At 69.4% G+C, this 24611-nt stretch carries 27 protein-coding genes and 1 pseudogene; 10 read left to right on the forward strand and 18 right to left on the reverse strand.

All coding sequences use genetic code 11. The features are described 5' to 3' along the window. Window positions 1-21: 21 nt before the first annotated feature. Window positions 22-195, reverse strand: coding sequence for a hypothetical protein (locus A8G15_RS31140; RefSeq protein WP_169833906.1), 174 nt, complete (start codon window positions 193-195; stop codon window positions 22-24). Between the two features lie 231 nt (window positions 196-426). Here A8G15_RS31140 and A8G15_RS17795 point away from each other — a divergent pair, with 231 nt between their 5' ends. The 3 genes from A8G15_RS17795 to A8G15_RS17805 are packed head-to-tail and all read left to right on the forward strand — an operon-like array spanning window position 427 to window position 2316. Continuing rightward, entirely contained in the window at window positions 427-1023 is a 597-nt protein-coding gene (locus A8G15_RS17795; protein ID WP_068162310.1) for a biotin transporter BioY, read from the forward strand. A 10-nt stretch (window positions 1024-1033) separates the two neighbouring features. Then, window positions 1034-1714, forward strand: a complete 681-nt coding sequence (locus tag A8G15_RS17800) for an energy-coupling factor ABC transporter ATP-binding protein (RefSeq protein ID WP_068162313.1) — start codon at window positions 1034-1036, stop codon at window positions 1712-1714. Beyond that, window positions 1711-2316, forward strand: coding sequence for an energy-coupling factor transporter transmembrane component T family protein (locus A8G15_RS17805; RefSeq protein ID WP_068162315.1), 606 nt, complete (start codon window positions 1711-1713; stop codon window positions 2314-2316). Before A8G15_RS17800 ends, A8G15_RS17805 begins: the two co-directional genes overlap by 4 nt. On the opposite strand, the gene A8G15_RS17810 is transcribed toward A8G15_RS17805, so the two are convergent. Continuing rightward, window positions 2313-2987 (reverse strand): TetR/AcrR family transcriptional regulator, encoded by a 675-nt coding sequence (locus A8G15_RS17810; RefSeq protein ID WP_082899970.1) that lies wholly within the window; start codon window positions 2985-2987, stop codon window positions 2313-2315. The two genes, A8G15_RS17805 and A8G15_RS17810, sit on opposite strands and share 4 nt — an antisense overlap. Window positions 2988-3161: 174 nt before the next feature. Here A8G15_RS17810 and A8G15_RS17815 point away from each other — a divergent pair, with 174 nt between their 5' ends. Continuing rightward, a complete protein-coding gene (locus tag A8G15_RS17815; RefSeq protein ID WP_245687884.1) occupies window positions 3162-4850 on the forward strand; it encodes a class I adenylate-forming enzyme family protein in 1689 nt (562 codons plus the stop codon). A gap of 68 nt (window positions 4851-4918) precedes the next feature. Here A8G15_RS17815 and pspM read toward each other — a convergent pair whose 3' ends face one another. The 5 genes from pspM to pgsA all read right to left on the reverse strand — a co-directional run bounded on the left by pspM (window position 4919) and on the right by pgsA (window position 8454). Beyond that, entirely contained in the window at window positions 4919-5728 is an 810-nt protein-coding gene (gene pspM / locus A8G15_RS17820) for a phage shock envelope stress response protein PspM (RefSeq protein WP_068162321.1), read from the reverse strand. Between the two features lie 25 nt (window positions 5729-5753). Continuing rightward, complete coding sequence (locus tag A8G15_RS17825; RefSeq protein ID WP_068162325.1) at window positions 5754-6569, reverse strand: PspA/IM30 family protein; 816 nt, start codon at window positions 6567-6569, stop codon at window positions 5754-5756. Between the two features lie 200 nt (window positions 6570-6769). After that, on the reverse strand, window positions 6770-7162 hold the full coding sequence (locus A8G15_RS17830; RefSeq protein WP_068162327.1) for a helix-turn-helix domain-containing protein: 393 nt from the start codon (window positions 7160-7162) through the stop codon (window positions 6770-6772). 104 nt (window positions 7163-7266) lie between these two features. Continuing rightward, window positions 7267-7776 carry a CinA family protein gene (locus A8G15_RS17835; RefSeq protein WP_068162330.1) on the reverse strand — a complete coding sequence of 170 codons (510 nt, stop codon included), beginning with the start codon at window positions 7774-7776 and terminating at the stop codon, window positions 7267-7269. Further along, complete coding sequence (pgsA, locus tag A8G15_RS17840) at window positions 7777-8454, reverse strand: CDP-diacylglycerol--glycerol-3-phosphate 3-phosphatidyltransferase (protein ID WP_068162332.1); 678 nt, start codon at window positions 8452-8454, stop codon at window positions 7777-7779. A gap of 150 nt (window positions 8455-8604) precedes the next feature. Between pgsA and A8G15_RS17845 the strand changes: the two genes are divergently transcribed. Next, on the forward strand, window positions 8605-9132 hold the full coding sequence (locus A8G15_RS17845; RefSeq protein WP_068162335.1) for an amino-acid N-acetyltransferase: 528 nt from the start codon (window positions 8605-8607) through the stop codon (window positions 9130-9132). A 52-nt stretch (window positions 9133-9184) separates the two neighbouring features. Further along, on the forward strand, window positions 9185-9469 hold the full coding sequence (locus A8G15_RS17850; RefSeq protein WP_068162338.1) for a YciI family protein: 285 nt from the start codon (window positions 9185-9187) through the stop codon (window positions 9467-9469). Window positions 9470-9472: 3 nt separating this feature from the next. On the opposite strand, the gene A8G15_RS17855 is transcribed toward A8G15_RS17850, so the two are convergent. From A8G15_RS17855 to thyX, 6 genes and pseudogenes are all read right to left on the reverse strand, one after another. After that, window positions 9473-10471: a TerC family protein gene (locus tag A8G15_RS17855; protein ID WP_068162340.1), complete on the reverse strand. Its 999-nt coding sequence runs from the start codon at window positions 10469-10471 to the stop codon at window positions 9473-9475. 182 nt (window positions 10472-10653) lie between these two features. Next, window positions 10654-12217, reverse strand: a pseudogene (locus A8G15_RS32515) (DNA translocase FtsK); the annotation flags it as partial. A gap of 1324 nt (window positions 12218-13541) precedes the next feature. After that, the gene (locus A8G15_RS17870) at window positions 13542-14165 is read right to left on the reverse strand and encodes a TIGR03085 family metal-binding protein (protein WP_068162480.1); all 624 of its coding nucleotides are present in this window, start codon (window positions 14163-14165) and stop codon (window positions 13542-13544) included. 61 nt (window positions 14166-14226) lie between these two features. Then, window positions 14227-16044, reverse strand: coding sequence for a ribonuclease J (locus A8G15_RS17875; protein ID WP_068162348.1), 1818 nt, complete (start codon window positions 16042-16044; stop codon window positions 14227-14229). Continuing rightward, window positions 16041-16949 (reverse strand): 4-hydroxy-tetrahydrodipicolinate synthase, encoded by a 909-nt coding sequence (gene dapA / locus A8G15_RS17880; protein WP_068162351.1) that lies wholly within the window; start codon window positions 16947-16949, stop codon window positions 16041-16043. The genes A8G15_RS17875 and dapA overlap by 4 nt, the downstream gene beginning before the upstream one ends. Before the next feature lie 62 nt (window positions 16950-17011). Further along, a complete protein-coding gene (gene thyX / locus A8G15_RS17885; RefSeq protein ID WP_068162354.1) occupies window positions 17012-17767 on the reverse strand; it encodes an FAD-dependent thymidylate synthase in 756 nt (251 codons plus the stop codon). A 132-nt stretch (window positions 17768-17899) separates the two neighbouring features. Between thyX and A8G15_RS17890 the strand changes: the two genes are divergently transcribed. The 3 genes from A8G15_RS17890 to A8G15_RS17900 are packed head-to-tail and all read left to right on the forward strand — an operon-like array spanning window position 17900 to window position 19644. Continuing rightward, a complete protein-coding gene (locus tag A8G15_RS17890) occupies window positions 17900-18499 on the forward strand; it encodes a toxin-antitoxin system HicB family antitoxin (protein WP_082899971.1) in 600 nt (199 codons plus the stop codon). A 60-nt stretch (window positions 18500-18559) separates the two neighbouring features. Then, window positions 18560-18997: an SRPBCC family protein gene (locus A8G15_RS17895; protein WP_068162357.1), complete on the forward strand. Its 438-nt coding sequence runs from the start codon at window positions 18560-18562 to the stop codon at window positions 18995-18997. Window positions 18998-19002: 5 nt separating this feature from the next. Continuing rightward, window positions 19003-19644 carry a thioredoxin-like domain-containing protein gene (locus A8G15_RS17900; protein WP_068162360.1) on the forward strand — a complete coding sequence of 214 codons (642 nt, stop codon included), beginning with the start codon at window positions 19003-19005 and terminating at the stop codon, window positions 19642-19644. Between the two features lie 21 nt (window positions 19645-19665). Here A8G15_RS17900 and A8G15_RS17905 read toward each other — a convergent pair whose 3' ends face one another. Next, window positions 19666-20154, reverse strand: coding sequence for a flavodoxin family protein (locus A8G15_RS17905; RefSeq protein WP_068162363.1), 489 nt, complete (start codon window positions 20152-20154; stop codon window positions 19666-19668). A 10-nt stretch (window positions 20155-20164) separates the two neighbouring features. Then, complete coding sequence (locus tag A8G15_RS17910) at window positions 20165-20641, reverse strand: tetratricopeptide repeat protein (protein WP_068162482.1); 477 nt, start codon at window positions 20639-20641, stop codon at window positions 20165-20167. Between the two features lie 113 nt (window positions 20642-20754). Here A8G15_RS17910 and A8G15_RS17915 point away from each other — a divergent pair, with 113 nt between their 5' ends. Next, window positions 20755-21552, forward strand: coding sequence for a class I SAM-dependent methyltransferase (locus tag A8G15_RS17915; RefSeq protein WP_068162365.1), 798 nt, complete (start codon window positions 20755-20757; stop codon window positions 21550-21552). Window positions 21553-21561: 9 nt separating this feature from the next. On the opposite strand, the gene dapB is transcribed toward A8G15_RS17915, so the two are convergent. The 3 genes from dapB to narI form a co-directional block, all read right to left on the reverse strand. Beyond that, entirely contained in the window at window positions 21562-22317 is a 756-nt protein-coding gene (dapB, locus tag A8G15_RS17920) for a 4-hydroxy-tetrahydrodipicolinate reductase (protein WP_068162367.1), read from the reverse strand. Between the two features lie 96 nt (window positions 22318-22413). After that, window positions 22414-23757, reverse strand: a complete 1344-nt coding sequence (locus tag A8G15_RS17925) for a M16 family metallopeptidase (protein ID WP_068162370.1) — start codon at window positions 23755-23757, stop codon at window positions 22414-22416. Between the two features lie 122 nt (window positions 23758-23879). After that, window positions 23880-24611, reverse strand: coding sequence for a respiratory nitrate reductase subunit gamma (narI, locus tag A8G15_RS17930; protein WP_068162373.1), 732 nt, complete (start codon window positions 24609-24611; stop codon window positions 23880-23882).

Below are 24611 nucleotides of genomic sequence, written 5' to 3' on the forward strand. Positions count from 1 at the left end.
GAACGATCCGGACCTCGGTGCTCAGACCTTCATGATGTCGTCGTGCTTGTCACCCGCGATCGCCTTGTAGAGCAGGTATCCGCCGAAGATGATCGCGCTGACCACCAGGATCCCGAACAGGTGCTCGAACAGGGCACCGAACAGCGCCAGCGCGACCCACACCAGCGCCACCACACCCACGATCTTCCAGAACATCGTCACTCTCCCGTCTCGCTCGGTGTACCAGTTGCGGCACACAGTCGATCCTGACAGCAAAATCAGCGGAAAACACCAGGTCAGCCCGTAAATCAGGGAAAGATGGGTGGATACCCGCAGCTTGTGGGCCGGGGCCTCGGGGTCCCGCCCGGACCGGGGTGGTGACGCGCAGCACGTCGGCGGCGCCTAGGCTCGACGGGTTCGCATCCCTCGTCAGAAGGCTGAGAAATCGTGTCGTCGACCCGCCGCACCCCCGCTCGCGACCTGGCGCAGATCGCCGTGTTCGCGGCCCTGATCATCGCGCTGGGGCTTCCCGGGCAGATCACCATCGGCTCGTCGGGCGTGCCGATCACGCTGCAGACCCTCGGGGTGATGCTCGCCGGCGCGCTGCTCGGCGCCCGCAAGGGTGTGCTCTCGGTCGCGACGGTCATCGTCCTCGGGCTCGCGCTGCCCGTCCTGGCGGGTGGCCGCACGACGCTCACCTCGCTTGCGTCCCCCACCGCCGGATTCCTGATCGGCTGGATTCCCGCCGTCGCCGTCATCGGCTGGTTGACCGCGCGGATGCTGCCCCGTTACCGGGTGGTTCCGGGCGTCGCGATCAACGTCCTGGGCGGAATCGTCGTGCTGTACGCCTTCGGTATCGCCGGGATGCTGCTGCGCACCGACCTGACTCTGTGGGCCGCGCTGAGCGCGAACGTGGCGTTCCTGCCCGGCGACCTGCTCAAGGCCGTGGTGGCGGCTGCGGTCGCCGCGCAGGTGCACCGCGCCTACCCGGGACTGATCTCGACACGTGTGACGCCGAAGCCCGCCGGCGACTTCGCGCACTGACCGTCCGCCGATGAGTGAGATCCGCTTCGCTTCGGTTCGGCACGCCTACGGCGAACGGGTCGTGCTCGACGGCATCGACGTGACCCTCACCGAACGCCGGGTCGGCATCGTCGGTGCCAACGGCAGCGGGAAATCGACGCTGGCCCGCATGATCAACGGTCTCGTCGTTCCGAGCTCCGGGACGGTCACCGTCGACGGGCTCGACACCGCGCGCAAGGGCCGGGAGGTGCGGCGCCGCGTGGGCTTCGTGTTCACCGATCCCGACCATCAGATCGTCATGCCGACGGTCGCCGAGGACGTCGACTTCTCGTTGCGCCGCAGCGGGCTCGGCAAACCCGAACGCGCCGAACGAGTCCGGCGGGTCCTGGACGACTTCGGGCTCGGTGGCCATCACGACCATCCCAGCCATCTGCTGTCCGGCGGCCAGAAGCAGCTGCTGGCGCTGGCCTCGATCATGGTCACCGACCCGCAGATCCTCGTCGCGGACGAGCCGACCACCCTGCTGGACCTCCGCAACGCCCGGCGCATCGCGCACACGTTCGCGAACCTCGATCAGCAGTTGATCGTCGTGACCCACCAGCTCGATCTGCTCGCCGACTTCGACCGGGTGCTCGTCGTCGACGGCGGCCGAATCGTCGCTGACGACGCGCCCGGCCCCGCCGTCGACTTCTACCGGTCGCTGGTCGCATGACGACGCTCGGGCTCTACCATCCGGCGGCCACGCCGATGCATCGGGCTCCCGCCGGCCCCAAGCTCGCCGTCACCGCGGTGGCGATCGTCGCTCTGACGCTGTGGATCGACCGTCCCTGGCAGGTGCTGCCCGTCGCAGCGGTCGTGGCGGGGCTGTATGCCGTGGCGCGGATTCCGGTCCGGCTCGCCCTCGTCCAGCTACGTCCGCTGCTGTGGATGCTCGCGTTCATCGCCGTGTTCCAGCTCGTGGTGGCCGGTTGGGAACGCACGGTGGTGGTGTGCGGTTCGCTGCTGCTCGCCGTCGCGCTCGCGGCGCTGGTGACCCTCACGACCCGGGTGACGGACATGCTCGACGCGATCGTGACCGGCCTGGGGCCGCTGCGCCGGGTCGGCGTGAATCCGGAACGCGTGGGTTTGGTGCTGGTCATGACCATTCGCTGCATTCCCCTGCTCGGTGAGCTGGTCACGCAGGTGAGCGACGCGCGCAAGGCTCGGGGCCTGGGCTTCTCCGTGCGCGCCCTGGTGGTGCCGGTGGTCGTGGGAGCGCTGCGGTCCGCGGACGCGATGGGTGAAGCGCTCTCCGCGCGCGGGGTCGACGACTAACCGATGCCCGGGACCGTCCGGTCGCCTCGGCGCGCCCGCCGCGGCCGGTATTCGACGACGGTGAAGGCGATCGCGACGTACCGCTCGACGACCTCGTCGAGGGAGACGCCGCCGTCCGGGTCGAACCATTCGGCGATCGCGTTGCACATCGCGATGATGGTGCGGCGCGCTTCGTCGGGATACGGCGTCCGGAATTGGCCGTCCGCGATTCCCTGTTCGATGATCGCCCTGAACCGCTCGGTGCCGCGCACCTCGTGATCGCGATAGGCCTGCTGGTGCTCCGGGTCGAGGCTGCGCCGCTCCGTCCGCCCGATGGTGCTCTTCGCGGGATGGGTCGCCCGGAACCGGACCGTTGCCTCGACCAGTGCGTCGAGCCGGTCCGCGGCGCCGGACCCGGCCTTTGCGAGGGCCTGCTCGCACGCCTCGGTGTAGGCGGCGAGACCGTCCTCGAGGAGCGCGACGAGCACCTCGTGTTTGCTCCGGTAGTAGTAGTACAACGCCGAGAGGCTCAGACCGGCGCGCTGTGCGATGTTCCGGATGGTGGCGGCGGCGTAACCCCGCTCGGCGAATTCGGCACGAGCCGCCTCGAGAATGGCGCCGTGCCCCGGCGGTTGTGCGCTCATCGTGTTCCGTTCGGTCGGGGACGGGTTCGGCTCGGCACCGATACTCACTGAACAAGCGTATAGCCACAGGCCGAAGTTCCCCGACACCACACCGCAGAAGGTCGCATTTTCGGGAAAATCGGACCTTCCCCACTGAACATTCGTAAGGTAGCCTCGGCAACGATCGGCCGCTCTATGACGCCGATCACAGCGCACCGCACTTCGCTCGGGACAAGGACATCCGTGACTGCTCTGCGACTTCCCGTCGGCATGCCCGACGGTCTGACCTATCCGCCGGTCGGCATCGACGCCCTGCTCTCCGGGGCGGCGCGGCGATACCGCGACCGCGTGGCCCTCCTGGACGGCGACCTCTCGCTGACGTATGCCCAGTTGCACGACCACGCGCTGCGGGTCGCCCACGGTCTGCGCCGGCACGGAATCCGACGCGGCGACGCCGTCGCTCTGTGCCAGCCCAACTCCGCATGGTTCACGGTGACCTACTTCGGATCACTGCTCGCCGGAGCCGTGGTCGCGCCGATCAACCCGACGCTTCCCCCCGCTGCGATCCGGGATCAGCTCGACGAGGTCGGAGCAACCGCCGCGATCGTGCACGCTTCGACGGCCCCGCTGATCGAGGCGGCGGCGGCCCCCACCGTGGGCCTGGTGGTCGCGGTGCCCGCGACGGCGGCCGCCCCCGCTCCCGGAGAACCCACGTCGCCGACCGTCCCGCTCGACGAGCTGTTGACATTCGAACCCGAACCGGCACAACCGATCTCACCGGACGATCTGGCTCATCTGTCCTTCACCGGCGGCACCACCGGACGATCCAAGGCAGTCCGTGTCCTGCACCGGAACGTCGTCGCCAACGCGCTGCAGATGGCGACGTGGCGTTCCGGCACGGTGCCCGTCGTCGACGACGGGGCAGTGCACCTCGAGGAGGTCCCTGGTGCACGGACCGGCTTCATGTCACCACTCGGGCAGGCGTGCGCCGTCACCGTCGCACCGCTGTTCCACGCGATGGGCCTGGTCACCCAGAACCTCAACGTGATCATCGGCGGCACCTCGGTCATCATGGGCCGCTTCGACCCCGCGCGGTTCCTCGACCTCGTCGAGGAGCACCGGGCGACGCAACTCTCCGGCTCGCCGGCCTTCTTCCACGCGCTGCTCGCGTCACCGGCACTGGCCGGCCGCGAGTTCACGTCCGTTCGTTCGCTGACCTCCGGCGCGGCGCCGATCGACACCTCCACGCTCGAGGCGCTGCGCGCCCCCTTCCCCCATGCGATCGTGGTGGAGTCCTACGGTCTCACCGAAGCGACCATGGGTTTGTGCTCTGGACTCCTCGATGCCGGCGACCCCACGCCGGTCGGATCGGTCGGGGTGCCGGTCTTCGACACCGAGATCGAGATCCGCGACCCCTCGGACCCCGGCGCAATCGTTCCGACCGGCGAAGTCGGTGAACTCTACGCACGCGGACCGCAGATCGCCGACGGCTACCTCGGCCATCCCGAGCTGACCGCAGCGCAGTTCCGGGACGGGTGGCTCCTCACCGGCGATCTCGCCCGCAGGGACGAGCGCGGCAACATCTACATCGTCGGCCGCGCGAAGGACATGCTGATCTACAAGGGCTACAACGTCTATCCCGGGCAGCTCGAAGAAATCCTGGCGACCCATCCGTCCGTCGCCCAGTCCGCGGTGATCGGGGTTCCGGCCGGTGACGCCGGGGAGATCCCGGTCGCCTATGTCGTTCCCACCACGGGCACGGTCCCGGACGCCGACACCGCCGAGCAACTCCTCGACCACGTGGCGGCACAGGTCGCGCCGTATCAGAAGGTGCGCGAGGTGCACTTCACCGATGCGCTCCCCACGTCGGCGGCGGGGAAGATCCTCAAGACCGAACTCCGGCGGAACCATCGGCCGGCGGTGAGCCGCTGATCGCCCCCGACCTCGCGGAAGCCCGATCGCTCCGGCGACCCCGGTGATCGCCCGTCGGGTGGCGCCCGTCAGGAACGGAAGCGGTGTTCGATCCGGTCGACCTCGCGCCACGACTGCGCCCAGCCCTCCAGGCGGTCGGACGCGGAGATCAGCTCGGCACGCTGCTGTTCGAGCACGGCCATGGGGCGGCTGCCCTCGGGTGCACCCGCGAACCGCGCGGCCGCGGCCACCAGCTCCTCGAACTGGTCGACACCGGTCTCGAGCCGGTGCCCGGCCGCGGTGAGTGCCTGGCCGAGCTGCGCCCCGGCCGCCGCGCTCCCGCGGGCGGCCGATTCGAGTGCGACGACGTCGACCGCGACGGCCTCGAGCGCCGACGACGCGGCGCGGGCTGCATCACCGATCTCGTCGAGATCCTCGGCGACGACCGCCTGGGACCGGGCGAGGACACCGAGCAGATGCGCGAGGCTCTGCTCGTTGCTGGCCAGCCGGGCCATCGGTGCGCGGGCGACGGAACCGTCCGGCGGCAGGACGCGACGCCGTGGAGGCTCAGGTGGCAGGGGCACCGCGTCGAGGCGTCGCATCTTGCGGACCGCCAGGACCGCGGGGACCGCGAGCGCGGCGGTGGTGCCGCCGGTCGCGACGATCGTCCAGTCGGGCGCGGACGCGGCGACGAGCGTGGCGGTGCCGATCCCCCACATGCCGGAAGCGGCACCGAAGATCCGGACCCGACGGCGGGCCCGCCGCTTCTTCCGGCGCAACCTGGCCGCCGGATCATGCCAGCGACGCGCCGCGTCGACGACGCCGTCGGCGGCCTCCCTGAACGCGGCGACGGCCGGGGCGGGAAGGTTCCCGACCCGGCCGTCTCCCGGAGTACTCATCTCTGGATCACGTTCCGAGGGCCGATTACTGCGTTCCCGCGGCGCCGGCGGCCGGCGGTTCCTTCGCGGTGTTCACGGCGGGAGCGGAGGTGCCCGTGGCGCCGCCCGGCAGGGCCTCACCCTTCATCGACGCGCGGATCTGCTCCAGGCGGCTGTGTCCGGCCATCTGGACGGTCGCCTGCTGGACCTCGAGCATGCGGCCCTGCACCGAGTTCTGTGCAAGCTCGGCCGAGCCCAGGGCGTCGGCGTAGCGCCGCTCGATCTTCTCGCGCACGGCGTCGAGGCTCGGGGTGGTGCCGGGAGCGGACAGAGTCGAATCCATCGAGCGAAGCGACTCGCTGACGCGCTCCTGCATCTTGGCCTGTTCGAGCTGGCTGAGCAGCTTGGTGCGCTCGGCGACCTTCTGCTGGAGCGCCATCGCGTTCTGCTCCACGGCCTTCTTCGCCTGGGCGGCGGCCTGCAACGACTGGTCGTGCAGCACCTTGAGGTCCTCGACGGACTGCTCGGCGGTCACGAGCTGGGCCGCGAACGCCTCGGCGGCGTTCGTGTACTGGATGGCCTTCTCGGTGTCGCCGGAGGCGTTGGCCTGGTCGGCCATGAGTACGGCCTGCCGCGCGCTGGCGTTGAGCTTCTCGACCTCGTCCAGCTGGCGGTTGAGCTTCATCTCCAGCTGCCGCTGATTGCCGATGACGGACGCAGCCTGCTGGGACAGGGCCTGGTGCTGACGCTGAGCGTCCTCGATCGCCTGCTGAATCTGGACCTTCGGATCGGCCTTCTCATCGATCTTGGAGTTGAAAAGCGCCATGAGGTACTTCCAACCCTTGACGAACGGATTAGCCATGGGTGTGATCCTGCCTCCATCTGGTACGCCGCGCCGAACGCGACCCGATGCGCGGCCCTCGCGCACCGGTTCGGACCGCCGCACCTTCACCGTTCACCGGGCGGTCCCACCTGTCGGGTCCGGGTCACCCCCCGATGGTGACCCGAAAAAATTTGTCGCTTTCGTCCGCATCCGGCAAGCCGTCGCGGTCGTGATCCATGTTAGGCGGCAGCCAGCGCGCGCGTCGCAGGTGCGGGAATCACCACGCGGGTGTCCTGGGCGATTCGTGCGGCAGCAGGATCGCCGGCAGGGCCGTGCACGGCCACACCGGAATCGAGCGTCGCCGCAGCTGCGGCGTCCTTCCGGCCGCGATGCGGTGTCGCATCCGCCAGCGACTCGCTGACGTCGAACAGCACGTCGGACAACGGCACCTCGAGAGCGTCGCAGATCGCCGCGAGGAGTTCGCTGGACGCTTCCTTGCGTCCGCGTTCGATCTCCGAGAGGTAGCCGAGACTGACCCGCGCGCTGCTGGACACCTCGCGCAATGTGCGGCTCTGCGACACCCGGGTGCGCCGAAGGCTGTCACCGATTGCCTCACGCAACAACAGTGCCATCGCGTCCTCCTTCGTCCGTCGTGCCTTATCCCGGACAACGCGCGAACACGCTGCCGGGTTCCCGCGGTCGCGACAGCCTGCGCCGAAACCGCGGTGAGCAGACACTACAACGCCGAGTCCGATGTCAGGCGCGCGAGTAGCCCCGACACGGCGGCATCGACCGCACCGGCTCGGATGGACCATCGGTCCCCGCGCACCGCGGGACACGTCACCACGGTGCCGTCCGGGCCGCAGATCCCGAGGAAAACGGTTCCCGGCGGGTGCCCGTCCTGGTCGTCGGGGCCGGCGACCCCGGTCAGTCCGACACCCCACGTCGCCCCGCAGCGCACGGCAGCCCCCTCCGCGAGTGCAGCGGCGGTCGACTCGGCGACCGGGCCGTCGCGCCCGAGACGATCGGCGTCGACACCGGCCAGCGATGCCTTCAGGTCGGTGGCATACACGACGAGTCCGCCACGCAGCACCGCGCTGGCTCCGGGCACCCCCGCGATCGTCGCCGACAACAGGCCTGCGGTGAGCGACTCGGCGGTCGCGACGGTCTGCCCCCGTTCGGTGAGGGCCTGTACGAGTTCTGCGGCGCGGGTGGCGGCGACGAGAGGATCCGGTGCCGAGTCCATCTAGGCTTCGGCTCCGCCCGGTTCGGCGCGGTGATGCTGCGCTTCCGTGCGCACCCCCGCCCGCAGTCGCACCGCCTGGACGACGTAGTCGATACCGGTGCCGATGGTCAGCAGAACCGCCAGGGCCATCAACGCGACCGCAACGGGCATCACCGCGTCCGGCAGCGGCAACAGATACACCCCGATCGCGAGCGTCTGGACCAGCGTTTTCGCCTTACCGCCGCGGCTCGCCGGGATCACCGCGTGCCGCAGCACCGCGAATCGCAGTGCCGTGATGCCCAGCTCGCGCGCGGCGATGATGCCGGTCACCCACCACGACAGATCGCCGAGAACGGACAGGCCGACCAGCGCGGCTCCGATCAGCGCCTTGTCCGCGATCGGGTCGGCGAGCTTGCCGAAGTCCGTGACCAGGCCGCGGCGGCGGGCGAGCTGGCCGTCGATGCGGTCGGTGATCGCCGCGACCGCGAACACCGCCGTGGCCGCGATACGCCACCCGGTCTCGTGGCCGTCGCCGACGAACAGCAGGACCAGGAAGACCGGCACCAGCGCGATCCGCAGCATGGTGAGGATGTTCGCGATGTTCCACAGCGGCACGGGCTCGTGCGCGGCACCAGCATTCGGTCCCGGGGCGGCGGCGCTGCCGGCCCCGGCGGCGACATGGGGACGGGGCGTGCTCATGCGGACCTCCGGATGCAGCGTGGTGAAGTACCGGAAGTCGGCACAGCGCGAACCGGTGGACGCAGCTCTCCCGGAATCAGGGATGAACTCGACAATCCGACCGGCACGTGACCCACAATATCGTTCCGAGCACCCGCTACTGTTCACCGCATGACTTCTCCGACGCCCGATCACGAACCCGACGACCGGATCATCGTGCGCCGGGCGCGAACGTCGGACGTTCCGGAGATCAAGCGCCTCATCGACATCTACGCCGGTCGGATCCTTCTCGAGAAGAACCTCGTGACCCTGTACGAGGCTGTGCAGGAGTTCTGGGTGGCCGAGGCGGGCGGCGAGGTCATCGGCTGCGGCGCGCTGCACGTGCTGTGGTCGGACCTGGGCGAAGTGCGCACGGTCGCGGTCGATCCGAGGGTCAAGGGCCGCGGTGCCGGACACCTCGTGGTGGCCAAGCTCATCGAGGTCGCGCGGGAACTCGAACTCGACCGGCTGTTCGTGCTCACCTTCGAGGTGGACTTCTTCGGCCGGCACGGTTTCGCCGAGATCGAGGGCACCCCGGTCACCGCCGAGGTCTACGCCGAAATGTGCCGGTCGTACGATACCGGCGTCGCCGAGTTCCTGGATCTGAGCTACGTCAAACCCAACACTCTCGGCAACACCCGGATGCTGCTCACCCTGTGAGGGGGTCCGGATCACGCCCCGAAGGACAACCCCCGAACGTCAGCGAGGAACCATGGCCCTGTTCGCCGTCGAGTACACCTACTCCGAAGCCACCGTCGCCGCGCGCGACGAACACCGCCCGAAGCATCGCGGCTGGCTGAGCGACCTCGTCGACGCGGGCACGGTCCGGGCGACGGGCCCGTGGGTGGACGGCTCCGGCGCCCTGATCCTCATCGAGGTCGCAGACGAGGCCGCGGCGCGCGAACTGATGGCCCAGGACCCGTTCGCGCAACGCGACCTCGTCGACGCCGTCCGCATCACCGCATGGCAGCCGGTGATGGGCGTGTTCAACTCCTGACGATCAGCGCGCGTCCTCGGTTTCGGCGCGCTTGGCGTCGCTGCGGTTCTTGAGCAGGCTCAGAACCGTCGTCACGACGAGCACACCGATGATCACGACCAGCGACGTGACGGTGGAGATCTCCGGGACCGCGACGTGCTCACCGCCGTTGACGAACGGCAGCGTGTTCTCGTGCAGCGCGTGCAGCACCAGCTTGACGCCGATGAACGCCAGGATGATCGACAGGCCGTACGACAGGTACACCAGGCGGTCCAGCAGGCCGCCGATGAGGAAGAAGAGCTGGCGCAGGCCCATCAGGGCGAAGGCGTTGGCAGTGAACACCAGGTACGGCTCCTGGGTCAGACCGTAGATCGCGGGGATCGAGTCGAGCGCGAACAGCACGTCGGCGAATCCGATGGCGAGCAGCGCGAGCATCAGCGGGGTGATCATGCGCTTGCCGTCGATCCGGGTGATCAGGCGATCGCCGTCGTAGTGGTCGGTGGTGGGCACCACCTTGCGCACGAGCTTCACGACACGGCCCTCGTCGGGCTTGGCGTCCTCGTCCTGGTTGTGGTCGATGATCAGCTTGATCGCCGTGTACAGCAGGAAGACGCCGAACAGGTAGAACACCCAGCTGTAGGCGTTGATGGCGGCGGCACCGACCGCGATGAACGCACCGCGCATCACGAGAGCGAGCACGATGCCGATGGTCAGCACCTTCTGCTGGTATTCGCGGGGAATCGCGAAGGTCGCCATGATCACCACGAACACGAACAGGTTGTCGACCGACAACGCCTTCTCGGTGACGTAGCCGGCGAAGTACTCACCGCCGTACTGAGGTCCCCACAGCGCGAACACCACGAGACCGAACACGATCGCGATGCCGATGAACACCGCGGACCAGAATCCGGATTCGCGCAAGGTGGGTGCGTGGGGTTTGCGGACGTGCGAGACGAAGTCGAACACGAACAGCGCGGCGATCACCACGATCGTGACGAGCCAGACCAGGGGGGTCACATGCATGGACGTTCATTTCCTCCGGTAGACCTGAAAGGGCACCGGAGGTCTCTCCCGCCTGCGCGAGCGCAGACCGACAGTCCCGGGACGGCAACGCTGCCGCACGTGTTGACGGAACTGCCGCGGAAACGGGGATACTCCCCTCCACAACGAGGTCCATTCAACCACACCGGCGGGCGTAATCCGTATCAGGCCTGGTCGGCGACCGTGTCGTCGTCCCCGCCGCCTCCGCGGATCGAGTAGAGCAGGCCGTCGAGTTCGTCCGGTTTGACCAGGACCTCGCGGGCCTTCGACCCCTCGCTCGGACCGACTACACCGCGGGTCTCCATCAGGTCCATGAGCCGGCCGGCCTTCGCGAAACCGACGCGCAGCTTGCGCTGCAGCATCGAGGTGGATCCGAACTGGCTCGACACCACCAGTTCCACGGCCTGGAGGAACACGTCGAGGTCGTCACCGATGTCGGGATCGACGTCCTTCTTCTCCCCGGCCTTCTGAGTCGTGACGCCCTCGGTGTACTCCGGCTCGGCCTGGTTCTTCGTGAAGTCGACGACGGCGGCGATCTCTTCATCGGTGATGAAGGCGCCCTGCATACGCTGCGGCTTGCCCGCCCCCATCGGCAGGAACAACCCGTCTCCCATACCGATGAGCTTCTCGGCGCCCGGCTGGTCGAGGATGACGCGTGAGTCGGTGAGCGACGAGGTCGCGAAGGCCAGCCGCGACGGAACGTTCGTCTTGATCAGGCCGGTGACGACGTCCACCGACGGTCGCTGGGTGGCCAGCACGAGATGGATACCCGCGGCGCGGGCCTTCTGCGTGATCCGCACGATCGATTCCTCGACTTCACGGGGCGCGGTCATCATCAGGTCGGCGAGCTCGTCGACGATTGCCAGGATGTACGGGTACGGCCGGTACACCCGTTCGCTGCCGAGCGGCGCGGTGATCTCCCCCGAACGCACCTTGGTGTTGAAGTCGTCGATGTGCCGGACCCGGTTGGCCTGCATGTCCTGGTATCGCTGCTCCATCTCCTCGACGAGCCATGCCAGCGCCGCCGCGGCCTTCTTCGGCTGCGTGATGATCGGAGTGATGAGGTGCGGGATGCCCTCGTAGGGAGTCAGCTCGACCATCTTCGGGTCGATGAGGATCATCCGCACGTCCTCGGGTGTCGCCCGGATCAGCAGCGACACCAGCATCGAGTTGACGAAGCTGGACTTACCGGAACCGGTGGACCCCGCGACGAGCAGATGCGGCATCTTCGCGAGATTGGCGTGCACGAAATCGCCCTCGATGTCCTTGCCGAGACCGATCACCAAGGGATGCTGATCCTTGCGGGTGCTCGGCGCGGCGAGCACGTCGGCCAGGCGGACCAGCTCGCGGTCGGAGTTGGGAACCTCGATGCCGACCGCGGACTTTCCGGGGATCGGGGCCAGCAGGCGCACGTTGTCCGTCGCGACCGCGTAGGCGATGTTGCGGGCCAGCGCGGTGATCTTCTCGACCTTGACGCCGGGGCCGAGTTCGACCTCGTAGCGGGTGACGGTCGGGCCGCGGGTGAAACCGGTGACCGCCGCGTCGATCTTGAACTGTTCGAGGACCTCGGTGATCGAGTCGATCATCTGGTCGTTCGCCGACGATCGGGTCTTCGGCGGATCGCCCTTCTGGAGCAACCCGACGGACGGCAGCGTGTAGTCGCCGTCGACGACCCGTTCCGGCACCATCGCGTCGAGTTCGTCGGCCTCGTCGACGGCCGGCGTCGGCGGAGGTGCGGGCTTCGGAGTGGGCTTGGGCCGGGCTCGTTGCCGGGGCGGTTCGGGTACGGGTTCGGGTTCCGGAGCGGGCGGTGCCTCGAACGGCTTGGTCGGCGGCGAATCCCACAGGGGCAGCACCTCGGTGCGGGCATTGCCGTCGAATTCGTCGGTCGGATAGTTCTCGGCCGGCGTGCGGCGACGCCGCGAGCGGCGTTCGGTGGGGTACCCGTCGGCGTCGAACAATGCCGGATCGTGGTCGTCGTACAGCGGCTCGTCGTGATCGTCGTACTCGTCGAAGTCGCCGTACTCGTCGTCTGCGCGGTAGGACAGCCCGAAGTAGTCGCGGAACAGGCCGGGCAGTTCACGGACGGTGGTGCCGGTGACGAGCAGGATGCCGAAACCGGCCGCCAGCACCATCAGCGGCACCGACAACCAGACGGTCAGGCCCGAGGTGAGGGGTCCCCCCACCGCCGCGCCGACGAATCCGGCTCCCTGCGAGCGGCCCTCCGGGCTGGTGGGCGACCCGGAGGCGATGTGCCAGAGGCCGAGAGCGGGCAACCCGACGAGCAGGCCGCCGAGGATCAGACGCGGGCGGATCTCGGGGCGCGGCTCGGTGCGCATGAGAACCACGGCGATGCCGATGGCGACCAGGGGCAGAACGGCGCTGGCGCCGCCGGTGACCGCGCGTACCCCCGATTCGATCCAGCCGCCGACCGGACCACCGACGCCGAACCACACGCTGCCGGCGACGACGACGCCGAGCGCGATCAGTCCGAGTCCAATGCCGTCGCGGCGGTGACCGTGTTCGATATCACCCGCCTTGCCCATCGTGCGGACGGTGGCGCCGAGACCGCGGGCGATCATGAACCATCCGGCCCCGATCCCCCTGCCGATGGAATCGAGCACGCTGGGGCCGCGGCGGCCGGAGGCGGAGGTCGCAGCCGCGCGTGCCGGGCGCGTGGACGCGGCGGACCGACGTGCCGGGGCGCGCCCGGAGGACGGTGCGGACCGGCGTTTGGCCGCACCGTTCTTCGCGGCACCCGACTTCGCGGTGCCGCCCTTGGCCGCGCCGCCCTTGGCGGTGGAATTCCTCGACGTTCCGCTCTTCGTGGAACCACCGGCGGACCGGCTCGCGGCGGCGGACCGGCTGGAGGTCCCGGCCGAGCCGCGCGTTGTCGACCTCGACCGGGAGGTCGTGGACGATCCGCGACTGCTCGACTTTCCTGCCATACCCGTCAGGTTAGCCGCTCGAACCCCATCGGAACCATCCGCAACACCGGTACCGGATCGCGGCTCGCGTCACAGCCACAGCCGTGACCTGCTGTTTCCTACGGTCACACGCCACGTTGCGACGCAGTGAGTTCGTCGATGTCGGACTGTTCGCCGTCTGTCTCCAACCGAACCCGGTCGCGTCCGAAGGCGTGCAGCAGCAGCTCGGCCGGTTCTCCCCGCAGCACGACCGTGCGGGGTCCGCGTTTCCGGACGGTGACCCGCGAGCCGTCGGGGCGTTCGAAGACGACGGTCACGTCGCTGCCGCGGTAGCTGCGCCGCCCGATCTGCCGGGCCAGCCGCCACAGGTGGTCCTGATCCTCGGCGGGCAGGTGCCGGGGTTCCCAGCCCTCGCCGGCACGCCGGACATCCTCGTGATGGACGAACATCTCCCCCGCGTTCGCGACGGCGTCGACCAGGAACAGCGGCGACCACTTCGGCGGCCCGGACTCGATGTCGGCGAGCAGGTACGCCCACGGCCGGTCGGTGGCCGCGCGACGGACCTTCTCGGTGTGGTCGGCGAGCTGCGGCAGGACGATGCCGGGCATCGAATCGATCCGGCGCTCACGCACCAGCAGGTGCGCGGCGAGGTCCCGGGTCGTCCAGTCACCGCAGAGGGTCGGCGCGTCCGGCCCGACCTCCGACATCGTGCGGATCAGTGCTGCGCGTTCACGTTTGGCCAGGGTCACCGCGCCGACGGTACACGGCACAACACCCACCGTCACCACCGCGGCGGCGCCGCCGCGGTGGTCACTCCGGGGGTGTCACCGCAATGACGGTCGGCACGATCATCGGCCGGCGACGGTAGGTCTCCGACACCCAGCGACCGACCACACGCCGCACGGCCTGTGCGATGCGATGGGTCTCGGTGATGCCTTCCGCGGCGAGTTCGTCGAGCGTCTTGTCGACGAGGCGGGCGGCTTCGGACAGTGCCGACGGGTCGTCGGAGAATCCACGGCCCGACACCTCGGGGGAACTGACGGCACGACCGGTGGTCGCGTCGACGGCGAGGGAGATCGAGATGAATCCGCCTTCGCCGAGGATGAGCCGGTCCGAGAGCGTCGATTCGCCGACATCGCCGACGGACAGGCCGTCGACGTAGACGTGGCCGACCGGGACCTGCCCGACGATCTCGGCGAGACCGTCGACCATGTCGACGACGACACCGTCCTCCGCGAGCACGATCCGCTCGGGCGGCACACCGGTCGCCTCGGCGAGTTTCGCGTTGGCGCGCAGGTGCCGCCATTCGCCGTGGACGGGCATCGCGTTGGTCGGGCGCACCGCGTTGTACAGGTACAGCAGCTCGCCCGCGGACGCGTGTCCGGAGACGTGCACCTTGGCGTTCTGCTGGGTGACGACGGTAGCGCCGCGCTTGGAGAGCCCGTTGACGACGGCGAAGACGGAGTTCTCGTTGCCGGGGATCAGCGAGGACGCCAGCACGACGAGGTCGTCGGCGCGGATGTTGATCTGGCGGTGCTCGCCGCGGGCCATGCGCGACAGCGCCGAGAGCGGTTCGCCCTGCGATCCGGTGGAGACGAGCACGAGCCGGTCGCCGGGCAGGCTCGCCGCGGTGTCGATGTCGACGACCAGCCCGTCGGGGACGCGGAGGTATCCGAGGTCCTGGGCGATCTGCATGTTGCGGACCATGGACCGGCCGACGAACGCGACCCGCCGGTTGTACCGGACGGCGACGTCGACGACCTGCTGGATGCGGTGGACGTGGCTGGCGAACGACGCGACGATGACGCGGTTGGTTGCCTTGCCGATGACCCCGTCGAGGACGGCGCCGATCTCCCGTTCGGGAGTGACGAAGCCCGGCACCTCCGCATTGGTGGAATCGACGAGGAACAGGTCGACGCCTTCGTCGCCGAGCCGGGAGAACCCGGCCAGGTCGGTGAGCCGGTTGTCCAGGGGCAACTGGTCGAGCTTGATGTCGCCGGTGTGCAGGACGAGACCGGCGTCGGTGCGGATCGCGACGGCGATGGCGTCGGGGATCGAGTGGTTGACTGCGAAGTACTCGCATTCGAACGGGCCGTGCGTGGTGCTCTCGCCCTCGGTGACCTCGACGAGCACGGGCCGCTGCCGGTGCTCGCGGCACTTCGCTGCGACCAGCGCCAATGTGAACTTGGAGCCGACGACCGGGATGTCGGGTCGCAGCCGCAGCAGGAACGGCACCGCGCCGATGTGGTCTTCGTGACCGTGCGTCAGCACGATCGCCTCGATGTCGTCCATCCGGTCCTCGATGTACCGGAAGTCGGGGAGGATCAGGTCGACGCCGGGCTGCTGGTCCTCGGGGAACAGCACGCCGCAGTCGACGATCAGGATCCTGCCCTGGTGCTCGAAGACGGTCATGTTGCGGCCGATCTCACCGATACCGCCGAGCGCGACGACGCGCAGGCCCTTCGCTGGTGCCTTGGGCGGTGTGCCCAGACGCGCTGTCGGATCGACGGGCTGCCGCCGGTCGGGTCGCTGCGTCGCCGCGGAGTTCTGCGGGGTGCGGCGCGGACGGGTGGCCGGGGGGCCGGCGCTGCGGGTGGCCCGGCCGCGGCCGCGCGACGGGCGGCTCACGACAGCACCCCCGCGGCGTGCAGGTCGGCGGCGAGTGCGTCGATCTGCGCGGTGGTCGGGGGTACCTGCGGAAGTCGCGGTTCCCCGACGTCGATGCCCATCAGCCGGAGCCCTGCCTTCGACGCGCTCACCCCACCGAGGCGGGCGACGGCACGCAGGATCGGGACGAGTTCGAGGTTGATCGCGCGGGCGCGGGCGAGGTCGCCGGCTCCGAACGCGGTGTGCAGTTCGCGCAGCCGGCCGGGAACGAGGTGGCCGATGACGCTGACGAAGCCGACCGCGCCGACCGCGAGCCACGGGAGGTTCAGCGGGTCGTCGCCCGAATAGAACTCGAGGTCGGTGGTTCCGATGAGCTCGGCACCGGCGTTGAGATCGCCCTTGGCGTCCTTGACCGCGACGATCCGCGGGTGCTCGGCGAGCCGGCGCAACGTTTCGGTCTCGATGGGCACCACCGATCGGGGCGGAATGTCGTAGAGCATCACCGGCAGGTCGGTGGCGTCGGCGACGGCCGTGAAGTGCGCGTAGAGGCCGGCCTGCGGGGGCCGCGAGTAGTACGGGGTGACCACGAGCAGGCCGTGAGCACCCGCGCGCGCCGCGTCGCGGGCGAGTTCGACGCTGTGTGCGGTGTCGTTGCTGCCGGCGCCGGCGATGATCTTCGCGCGGTCGCCGACCGCGGCGAGAACCGCGCGCATCAGCTCGAGCTTTTCGTTCTCGGTCGTGGTGGGCGACTCACCGGTGGTGCCGGCGAGAACCAGTGCGTCGCAGCCGCCGTCGACCAGATAGGTCGCCAGACGCACTCCCGCATCGACATCGAGCTTGCCGTCGGCAGTGAACGGGGTCACCATCGCCGTGGCGATGGTGCCGAACGGAAGCTCGACAGCTGAAGCGGAATCACCGTTGGTCATGGTCAGAAGGCTACCGCGTGCAGAAGACGCTGCGACACACGCCCGCCCACCCGAGTTGCGGCTCAGCCGTCGGTCGTGAACTGGGTGGCCGCGACCTCGGTGCCGTCGGGCAGGGTCGTGACGGTGAAGTCGCCGAAGACGTTCGGCGCGACCTCCTGCAGACGACGCAGGCATTCCACCGCGAGACGCCGGATCTCGACGTCGGCGTGCTCGGTGGCGCGCATCGCGATGAAGTGCCGCCATGCCCGGTAGTTGCCGGTGACCACGACGCGTGTCTCGGTCGCGTTGGGCAGCACGGCGCGGGCGGCCTCACGGACCCGTTTGGCACGCAGTGGGCCTGCGGGAACGTGCGACAACTTCTCGTCGAGAGCCCCGAGCAGTTCGGTGTAGGCCGCCCGGCTGGTTTCGGCGGCGGCGAGGAACAACCGCTCGAGTTCCTCGTCACCCTCGATCGCGGGTGGCACCACGACGGGCGTGTCGCCGCCGGGCACGAACCGCTGGGAGAGCTGGGAGTAGGAGAAGTGCCGGTGTCGGATCAGCTCGTGGGTGCACGACCGGGAGATACCGGTGATGTAGAAGCTCGCCGAGCTGTGTTCGAGGACGGACAGGTGACCGACATCGAGCAGATGCCTGATGTAGCCGGCGTTCGTCGCGGTGCGGGGGTTGGGCTTGGACCAGCTCTGATAGCACGCACGGCCGGCGAATTCGACGAGCGCTTCGCCACCGTCGGCGTCGGTGTCCCACGGTACGTCGTCGGGGGCGACGAATTCGGTTCGGGCGACGAGCCTGACCTCGGGTGTGACAACTTCGGGCGCCATCGCATTCTCCTGCCTTCGCTCACGACCTCTGGTGCGAACGGTAGCGGTGACGCGCCGGCCCCACCGAGGCGAAGCCACGGTGATGTCACCGCGATGCTTGACCGATGTCAAAAATGACATCACGATGGCGTCATGAACATCGACACCTATACAGCCGCCGTGACCGACGCCGTGCTCGCCGCGGCCGAACTCGGTGACGAACAGACCCGCCGCACCGCGGCCGCCCTGGCCACCGCGATCGCCGCGCCCGTCCGGCTCGCGATGCTCGACGCGCTCTCCGATCTCGCCACCGAGGTCTCCGATCAGCTCGGGGACCGCCGCGTGACGGTCCGCCTGGACGGGCGCGACGCGGTGGTCGAGGTCCACCACGGCCCCGACCCGGAGGCCGAGACCCAGCCCCCGACCTTCGAGGAGGTCACCGGGGACATCAGCCGCGTGACGCTGCGACTCGTCGAGCAGATCAAATCCCGCGCCGAGGAAGCCGCCGCGCAGAACGGGCTCTCGCTCAACACGTGGGTCGCGCAGGCCGTACAGGGCGCGCTGCGTGACCAGATGCGCTACCAGTCCTCCGGATTCGACCGGAACCGCTGGCCGCACGGCCCGTATCGGCGCCCCGGCACGCCCGGGCCCGGCACCTCGGACACCCGGAAGGACTCCGGTCCCGCAGGTCCCGGCCCCGAGCGATCCGGACCCGCTCCCGACAGCGGCGACACCGATCGCGACGACACGTGAGTGCCGATCGGGTGCGGTAGATTGCCGTCGCACCGCACCTGGAACAAGGAGTGAAACCGGATGGCCGTCAGCAGTTCCCTCACCTCGGAGATCAAGGCGACCCCGGAGCAGGTGATGGCCGCGATCGCAGCGGTGGACCGCCTTCCCGAGTGGTCCTCGGCCCACAAGTCCGTGACGATCGAGAGCACCCATCCGGACGGTCGCCCGCATCGGGTGCGCATGACCGTGTCGATCATCGGCATCACCGACGAGCAGGTCGTCGACTACGCGTGGAACGGCGACGAATCGATGTCGTGGACGCTCGTCGAGAGCAGCCAGCAGAAGCAGCAGGACGGCGCGTACACCCTCACACCGTCGGCCGACGGCACTCGCGTCGAGTTCTCGCTCACCGTCGACCCGAAGATCCCGCTGCCCGGTTTCCTCGTCAAGAAGGCCCAGAAGATGGCGGTCGAGACGGCCAGCAAGGGCCTGGCCGGATTCGTCGCCAAGACGGTCTGACCGCGATGCGGAAGCCGTTCGCGGTGGTGGCCGCCGCCGTCCTCGCGACCGTACTCGCCGGCTGCGGATCCGAGACCGACGGGAACGCACACCCCGATGCCGCGGCCGGAACCGATCCGGCGGCCGAGATCCAGGGGATCGAGATCGTCGACTATCCGGCGGGCGATCACGTCGGAGCGTCCCAGCGGGTCGCGTACGAATACAGTCCCCCGTTCGGTGGTCCCCACGACGCGGTGTGGGCGACCTGCACGGGCATCGTCTACCCGGCGCCGATCCGCAGCGAGAACGCGGTGCACTCGCTCGAGCACGGTGCGGTGTGGATCGCCTACGACCCCGAGCGCGTCTCCGGCGAGCAGCGGAATCTGCTCGCCGCACGAGTGGACGGTGTGACCTACATGCTCATGTCTCCGTATCCGGATCTCGCACAGCCGATCTCGCTGCAGTCGTGGGGACATCGGCTGTTCGTCGACGATGCCGACGATCCGCGCATCGATCGGTTCATCGACGCACTGCGCCTGAACCCGAACACCTACCCGGAGCCGGGTGCCACGTGCGCGACACTGCCGACGAGTTTCGACCCGGCGAATCCCCCGCCCTTCGAACCGGTTCCCGACCCGTCGGAACCCGGGGTCGTCCCCGAACGGTGAGAGGATGCGGTCGCGGCGGCCCTACCCGTCCGCGACCGTCACCGCCACGGTGGCCCCCAGTTCGTAGCACTTCTCCCGCACCGCGCCGTCGATCGGTCCGGTGATCTCGACATCCGCGGCGGCCTGGACCAGTTCCAGGCCGGTGACGATCTTCCGTACCGACGTCACGGCACCGGACGTGTCGTTGTTGCCGTGGACCCACAGTCCGTACGGGCGGCCGGCGACCGCGTCGAGGCACGGGTAGTACACGGTGTCGAAGAAATGTTTGAGGGCTCCGGACATGTATCCGAAGTTCGCCGAGGTACCGAACACGTAGCCGTCGGCGCCGAGGACGTCGGGCACGGTCGCGCCGAGCGCCGGAACCGAATGCACGCGCACGCCGGTGATCTCGGGGTCGTTCGCCCCGGCAAGCACCGCCTCGAGCAGCTCCCGGGTGGGCGGCGACGGCGTGTGGTGGACGACGAGCAGGACGCGCTCGCGCGGTTCGGTCGGGGCGTCGAGGTCGGTCACACGGTGCAGACTACGACGGGTTTCCGTCGCGTTCGAGCTTCTCGAGTGCCACCGCGCGGCGCATGGTCTCGCGGGCGCGGGACCGGTCGCCGGCATGGTCGTACGCGCGGGCCAGCCGGTACGAGTTGCGCCAGTTGTCGGGATCCGCTTCCCACTCCTGCTTGACCTGCTGGAAAAGGGCGTCGGCGGCGTCCCGGTCGACGCGCCCGGACGGCATCCGCGGGAGGCCGCTGACGTCGAGGTCCAGACCCTCGTCGTGGATGCGACGCGCGAGATGCTGATGCTGGAGTCCCGCCCGGATCGTGGCGTAGACGATCCACACGCCGATGAGCGGCAGCAGCAGCACGCCGATGCCGAGACCGACCGCCGCCACCTCGCCGGTACCGACCAGTTCGATCCCCACCCTGCCGAGCAGCACGAAGTAGAAGACGAGCGCGACCACGATGAACGCGATCGGCACGAGGACCTTGGTCAGTTCGTTCTTCACGGCCCGATTGTCGCAGGCCGTGTCCCGGTGCCCGCGCTCGAGCGCCGCCGAGGTGAGCGCGCCCACGTGCGCGCACCCTTGACGGTCCTGCGGCCACAGCGTCCACTGGTCTCATGCAGTTCGCCGCCCCCGCCGAGCAGTACGACCGGTTCATGGGCCGCTACGCCCCCACACTCGCGACCGCGCTCTCGGACGCCGCAGGAGTGACCTCCGGGCTCCGGGTGTGCGATGTCGGTTGCGGCCCGGGAGGTCTGACCGCGGAGATGGTGTCCCGGGTGGGACCGAACCGCGTCGCCGCGATCGATCCGGCGCCGCAGTTCGCCGCGGCGTGCCGGGAACGCAATGCCGGGGTCGACGTGCGCGTGGGTGTGGCCGAGGATCTGCCGTGGCCGGACGATACGTTCGACGTCACGGCGGCGTCGCTGGTGATCGGATTCATGTCCGACCCCGACCTCGGAGTACGGGAGATGGCCCGGGTCACCCGGCCCGGCGGCACCGTCGCAGCGTGCATGTGGGACATCGCCTCCGGCGGCATGACGATGCTGCGGGTGTTCTGGTCGGCGGTGCGCAGCGTCGTCCCCGATGCCACCGGAGAGACCGCGATGGCCGGAACCACCGAGGGCGACATCGCCGAGCGATTCCGTCGCGCCGGACTCGACGAGGTGATCGCGGGGAAACTGATCGCCCGCGCGGACTACGCCGATTTCGACGATTTCTGGGAGCCGTTCACCTTCGCGGTCGGACCGGCCGGCAGCTACCTCCGGACCCTGACCGCCGACCAGCGGACCGCAGTCCGCGAGGCGTGCCGGGCGGATCTTCCGGCGTCCGGGGCTTTCTCGCTCGACGCCCGCGCCTGGTATGCGCGGGCCACGATTCCCCGTGGCGCCGGCCGCCGCCCCGCCACCCCGTGAGCCGCCCTGTCAGAGATCGAGGAGCGGATCGATCCCGACGGTCAGGCCGGGCCGAGCGCCGATCTCCCGGACACCGAGCAGCACGCCCGGCACGAACGAGGTCCGGTCGATCGAGTCGTGGCGGATGGTGAGGGTCTCCCCCTCGGTGCCGAGCAGAACTTCCTGGTGCGCGACCAGGCCCGCGAGCCGCACCGAATGCACGCGCACCCCGTCGACGTCGGCGCCGCGCGCACCGTCGAGTTCGGTGGCGGTGGCGTCCGGGCTGCGGCCCACACCGGCAGCGGCACGAGCCTCGGCGATGAGGGCGGCGGTGCGGTAGGCGGTGCCGGACGGCGCGTCCAGCTTGTTCGGGTGGTGCAGTTCGACGACCTCGACGGAGTCGAAGAACCGCGCGGCGGCCTGCGCGAACCGCATCGACAGGACCGCGCCGATCGCGAAGTTCGGCGCGATGAGCACACCAGTTCCGGGCGACTCGGCGACCCAGCCGCGCACCTGCCCGAGTCGCTCGTCGTCGAAGCCGGTGGTGCCGACGACGGCGTGGATGCCGTTGCGCACCAGGAACTCCAGGTTGCCCATGACGACATCGGGGTTGGTGAAGTCGACGACGACCTGCGTGCCCGAAGCGACGAACGCGTCGAGGCTGTCGTCCTTGTCGACGGTCGCGACCAGCTCGAGATCGGCCGCGTCCTCGACGCCCTTGCAGATCGCCTGCCCGACCTTGCCCTTGGCTCCGAGCACACCCACCCGGATAGCTGCTGCGTTCACTGTTCTCGTCACGCCCTTCCGTCACGTCCGTCGCACAAGAGCGTACGCAACCAGGTTGCCCCGCCGGTCAGGCGGTCGCGCACGCCCGGTCGTGCCTCATCCGACGATGCCGCGCACCGATGCGGGGAGATCGCGGGCACGACGGTAGGGCCCGACGACGGCGGCGGCGAACGGCCGGTTCAGCAGTTCCGCCGCCACGGCGCGCACCTCGTCGGAGGTGACCCCGGCGATGCGTTCGAGGGTGGAGCTGACGCTCCAGTGGGTGCCGTAGCTGAGTTCGCTGCGCCCGATCCGGTGCATCCGGGCCCCGGTGTCCTCGAGTCCGAGCACCAGGCCGCCGCGCAGCGAGCCCTTCGCCCGCGCACATTCGGCGTCGGTGATGCCGTGCTCGGCGACGTCGCGCAGCACTTCCCGGACGACGGTCGTGACCTCGCGCAGGTTCTCCGGCTGGCAGCCGGCGTAGATCGAGAACGCGCCGGTGTCGGCGAACGTATCGACCCCGGAGTAGACGGAGTACGCGAGCCCGCGCTTCTCGCGCACCTCCTGGAACAGCCGCGAGCTGAGGCCACCGCCGATCGCGGCGTTGAGCACCGACAGCGCCCAGCGGCGTCCGTCGTGCCGCCCGAACGCGCGCACCCCGAGCGACAGGTGCGTCTGCTCCCCGTCGTGTTCGGTGATGCTCAGTGCCGGTGCCGTGCGCAGCCGCGCCTGCCCCTCCCGGCGCGGCGCCGGCTCGGCCCCCTGGTGGAGGTGGTCGGAGAAGGCGCGGCGCACGAGCTCGACGGTGTGGTCGTGGTCGACGTTGCCGGCGACCGCCACGACCATCCGCTCGGGGGTGTAGCGCCGGACATGGAACGAGTGGAGCTGGCTGCGGCGCATCGACTCGATCGACTCGACCGAGCCGATGACGGGGCGGCCGATGGGATGCTCTCCGTAGAGGGCGGTGAGGAAGCTGTCGCCGAGCAGGTCCTCGGGGTCGTCGTCGCGCATCGCGATCTCCTCGAGCACCACCTGCCGTTCGACGTCGACGTCGACGCTGCGGCACAGTCCGCGCAGCACCACATCGGCGACGACATCGACGGCGAGCGGGAGGTCGTCGTCGAGGACGTGTGCGTAGAAGCACGTGTGTTCCTTGGACGTGAATGCGTTGAGTTCACCGCCGACCCCGTCGACGAGTTCGGCGATGTCGAGCGCGGTGCGCGTCGGGGTGGCCTTGAAGAGCAGGTGCTCGAGGAAGTGGGCGGCACCGGCGACGGACGGCTGCTCGTCGCGGGACCCGACCCCGACCCAGATGCCGACGGCGGCGGACCGCACGCCCGGTACGTGCTCGGTGACGACACGGACACCGCCGGGCAGGACGGTGCGCCGCACACCGGAATCCGCAACGGCTGCGGCAAGGTCGGCGGTGGTGGCGGAGGGGGTACGGCGGTTGGAAGCCATGGAAGTGTTCTGCGGTCCTGAGGCGATCGGCACGTGGGTACGAAGTGGGAAAAGCACACCCTACACGCGGCGCCGCCGGGCCGACGAGCTCACCGGCTCGCCGGCCCGGCCGTGCCGTGGCCTCACCAGCCGCGGCGGCGCGGCTGTGACCCCACGAGCTGTCCCTTCCCCGCCACGTCCCGGCTGCGGTACACGACGTACGGCCGGAACAGGTAGCCGATCGGGGCGCTGAACGCATGGACGAGCCGGGTGAACGGCCACAACGCGAACAGGGCGAGCCCGATGAGCACGTGGATGTGGAAGTACAGCGGCGCCTGCGCCATGAGGTCACCGCGCGGCTGCAGGATCCAGATCGAGCGGAACCACGGCGAGACGGTCTCGCGGTAGTTGTGTTCCTCACCGACCACACCGGAGCCGAGCAGGGTCGCCGCCAGACCGGCGACGATCGCCGCGACCAGCACGATGTACATGAGCTTGTCGTTCGCGGTCGTCGCGAGGAACACCGGACCGCGGGTGCGGCGCCGGTAGATCAGCAGCACGATGCCGACGAGCGTCGCGATTCCGGCGATCGAACCGAGCGTGACCGCCTGGACGTGGTAGGCGTGCTGGCTCAGCCCGATCGCGTCGGTCCACGACTCCGGGATCACCAGGCCGATGATGTGCCCGATGATCACCACGAGAATCCCGAAGTGGAACATCGGGCTCGCGATGCGCAGCAACCGGGACTCGTACAGCTGCGACGAGCGGGTGGTCCAGCCGAACTTGTCGTAGCGGTAGCGCCACCAGGTCCCGACGACGACGATCGCCAGCGTCACGTACGGCACGACATCCCAGAAGATCTCCCCTGCGGACAT

This window comes from Rhodococcus phenolicus, assembly GCF_001646785.1.
In the GTDB taxonomy this organism is placed as follows: domain Bacteria; phylum Actinomycetota; class Actinomycetes; order Mycobacteriales; family Mycobacteriaceae; genus Rhodococcus; species Rhodococcus phenolicus.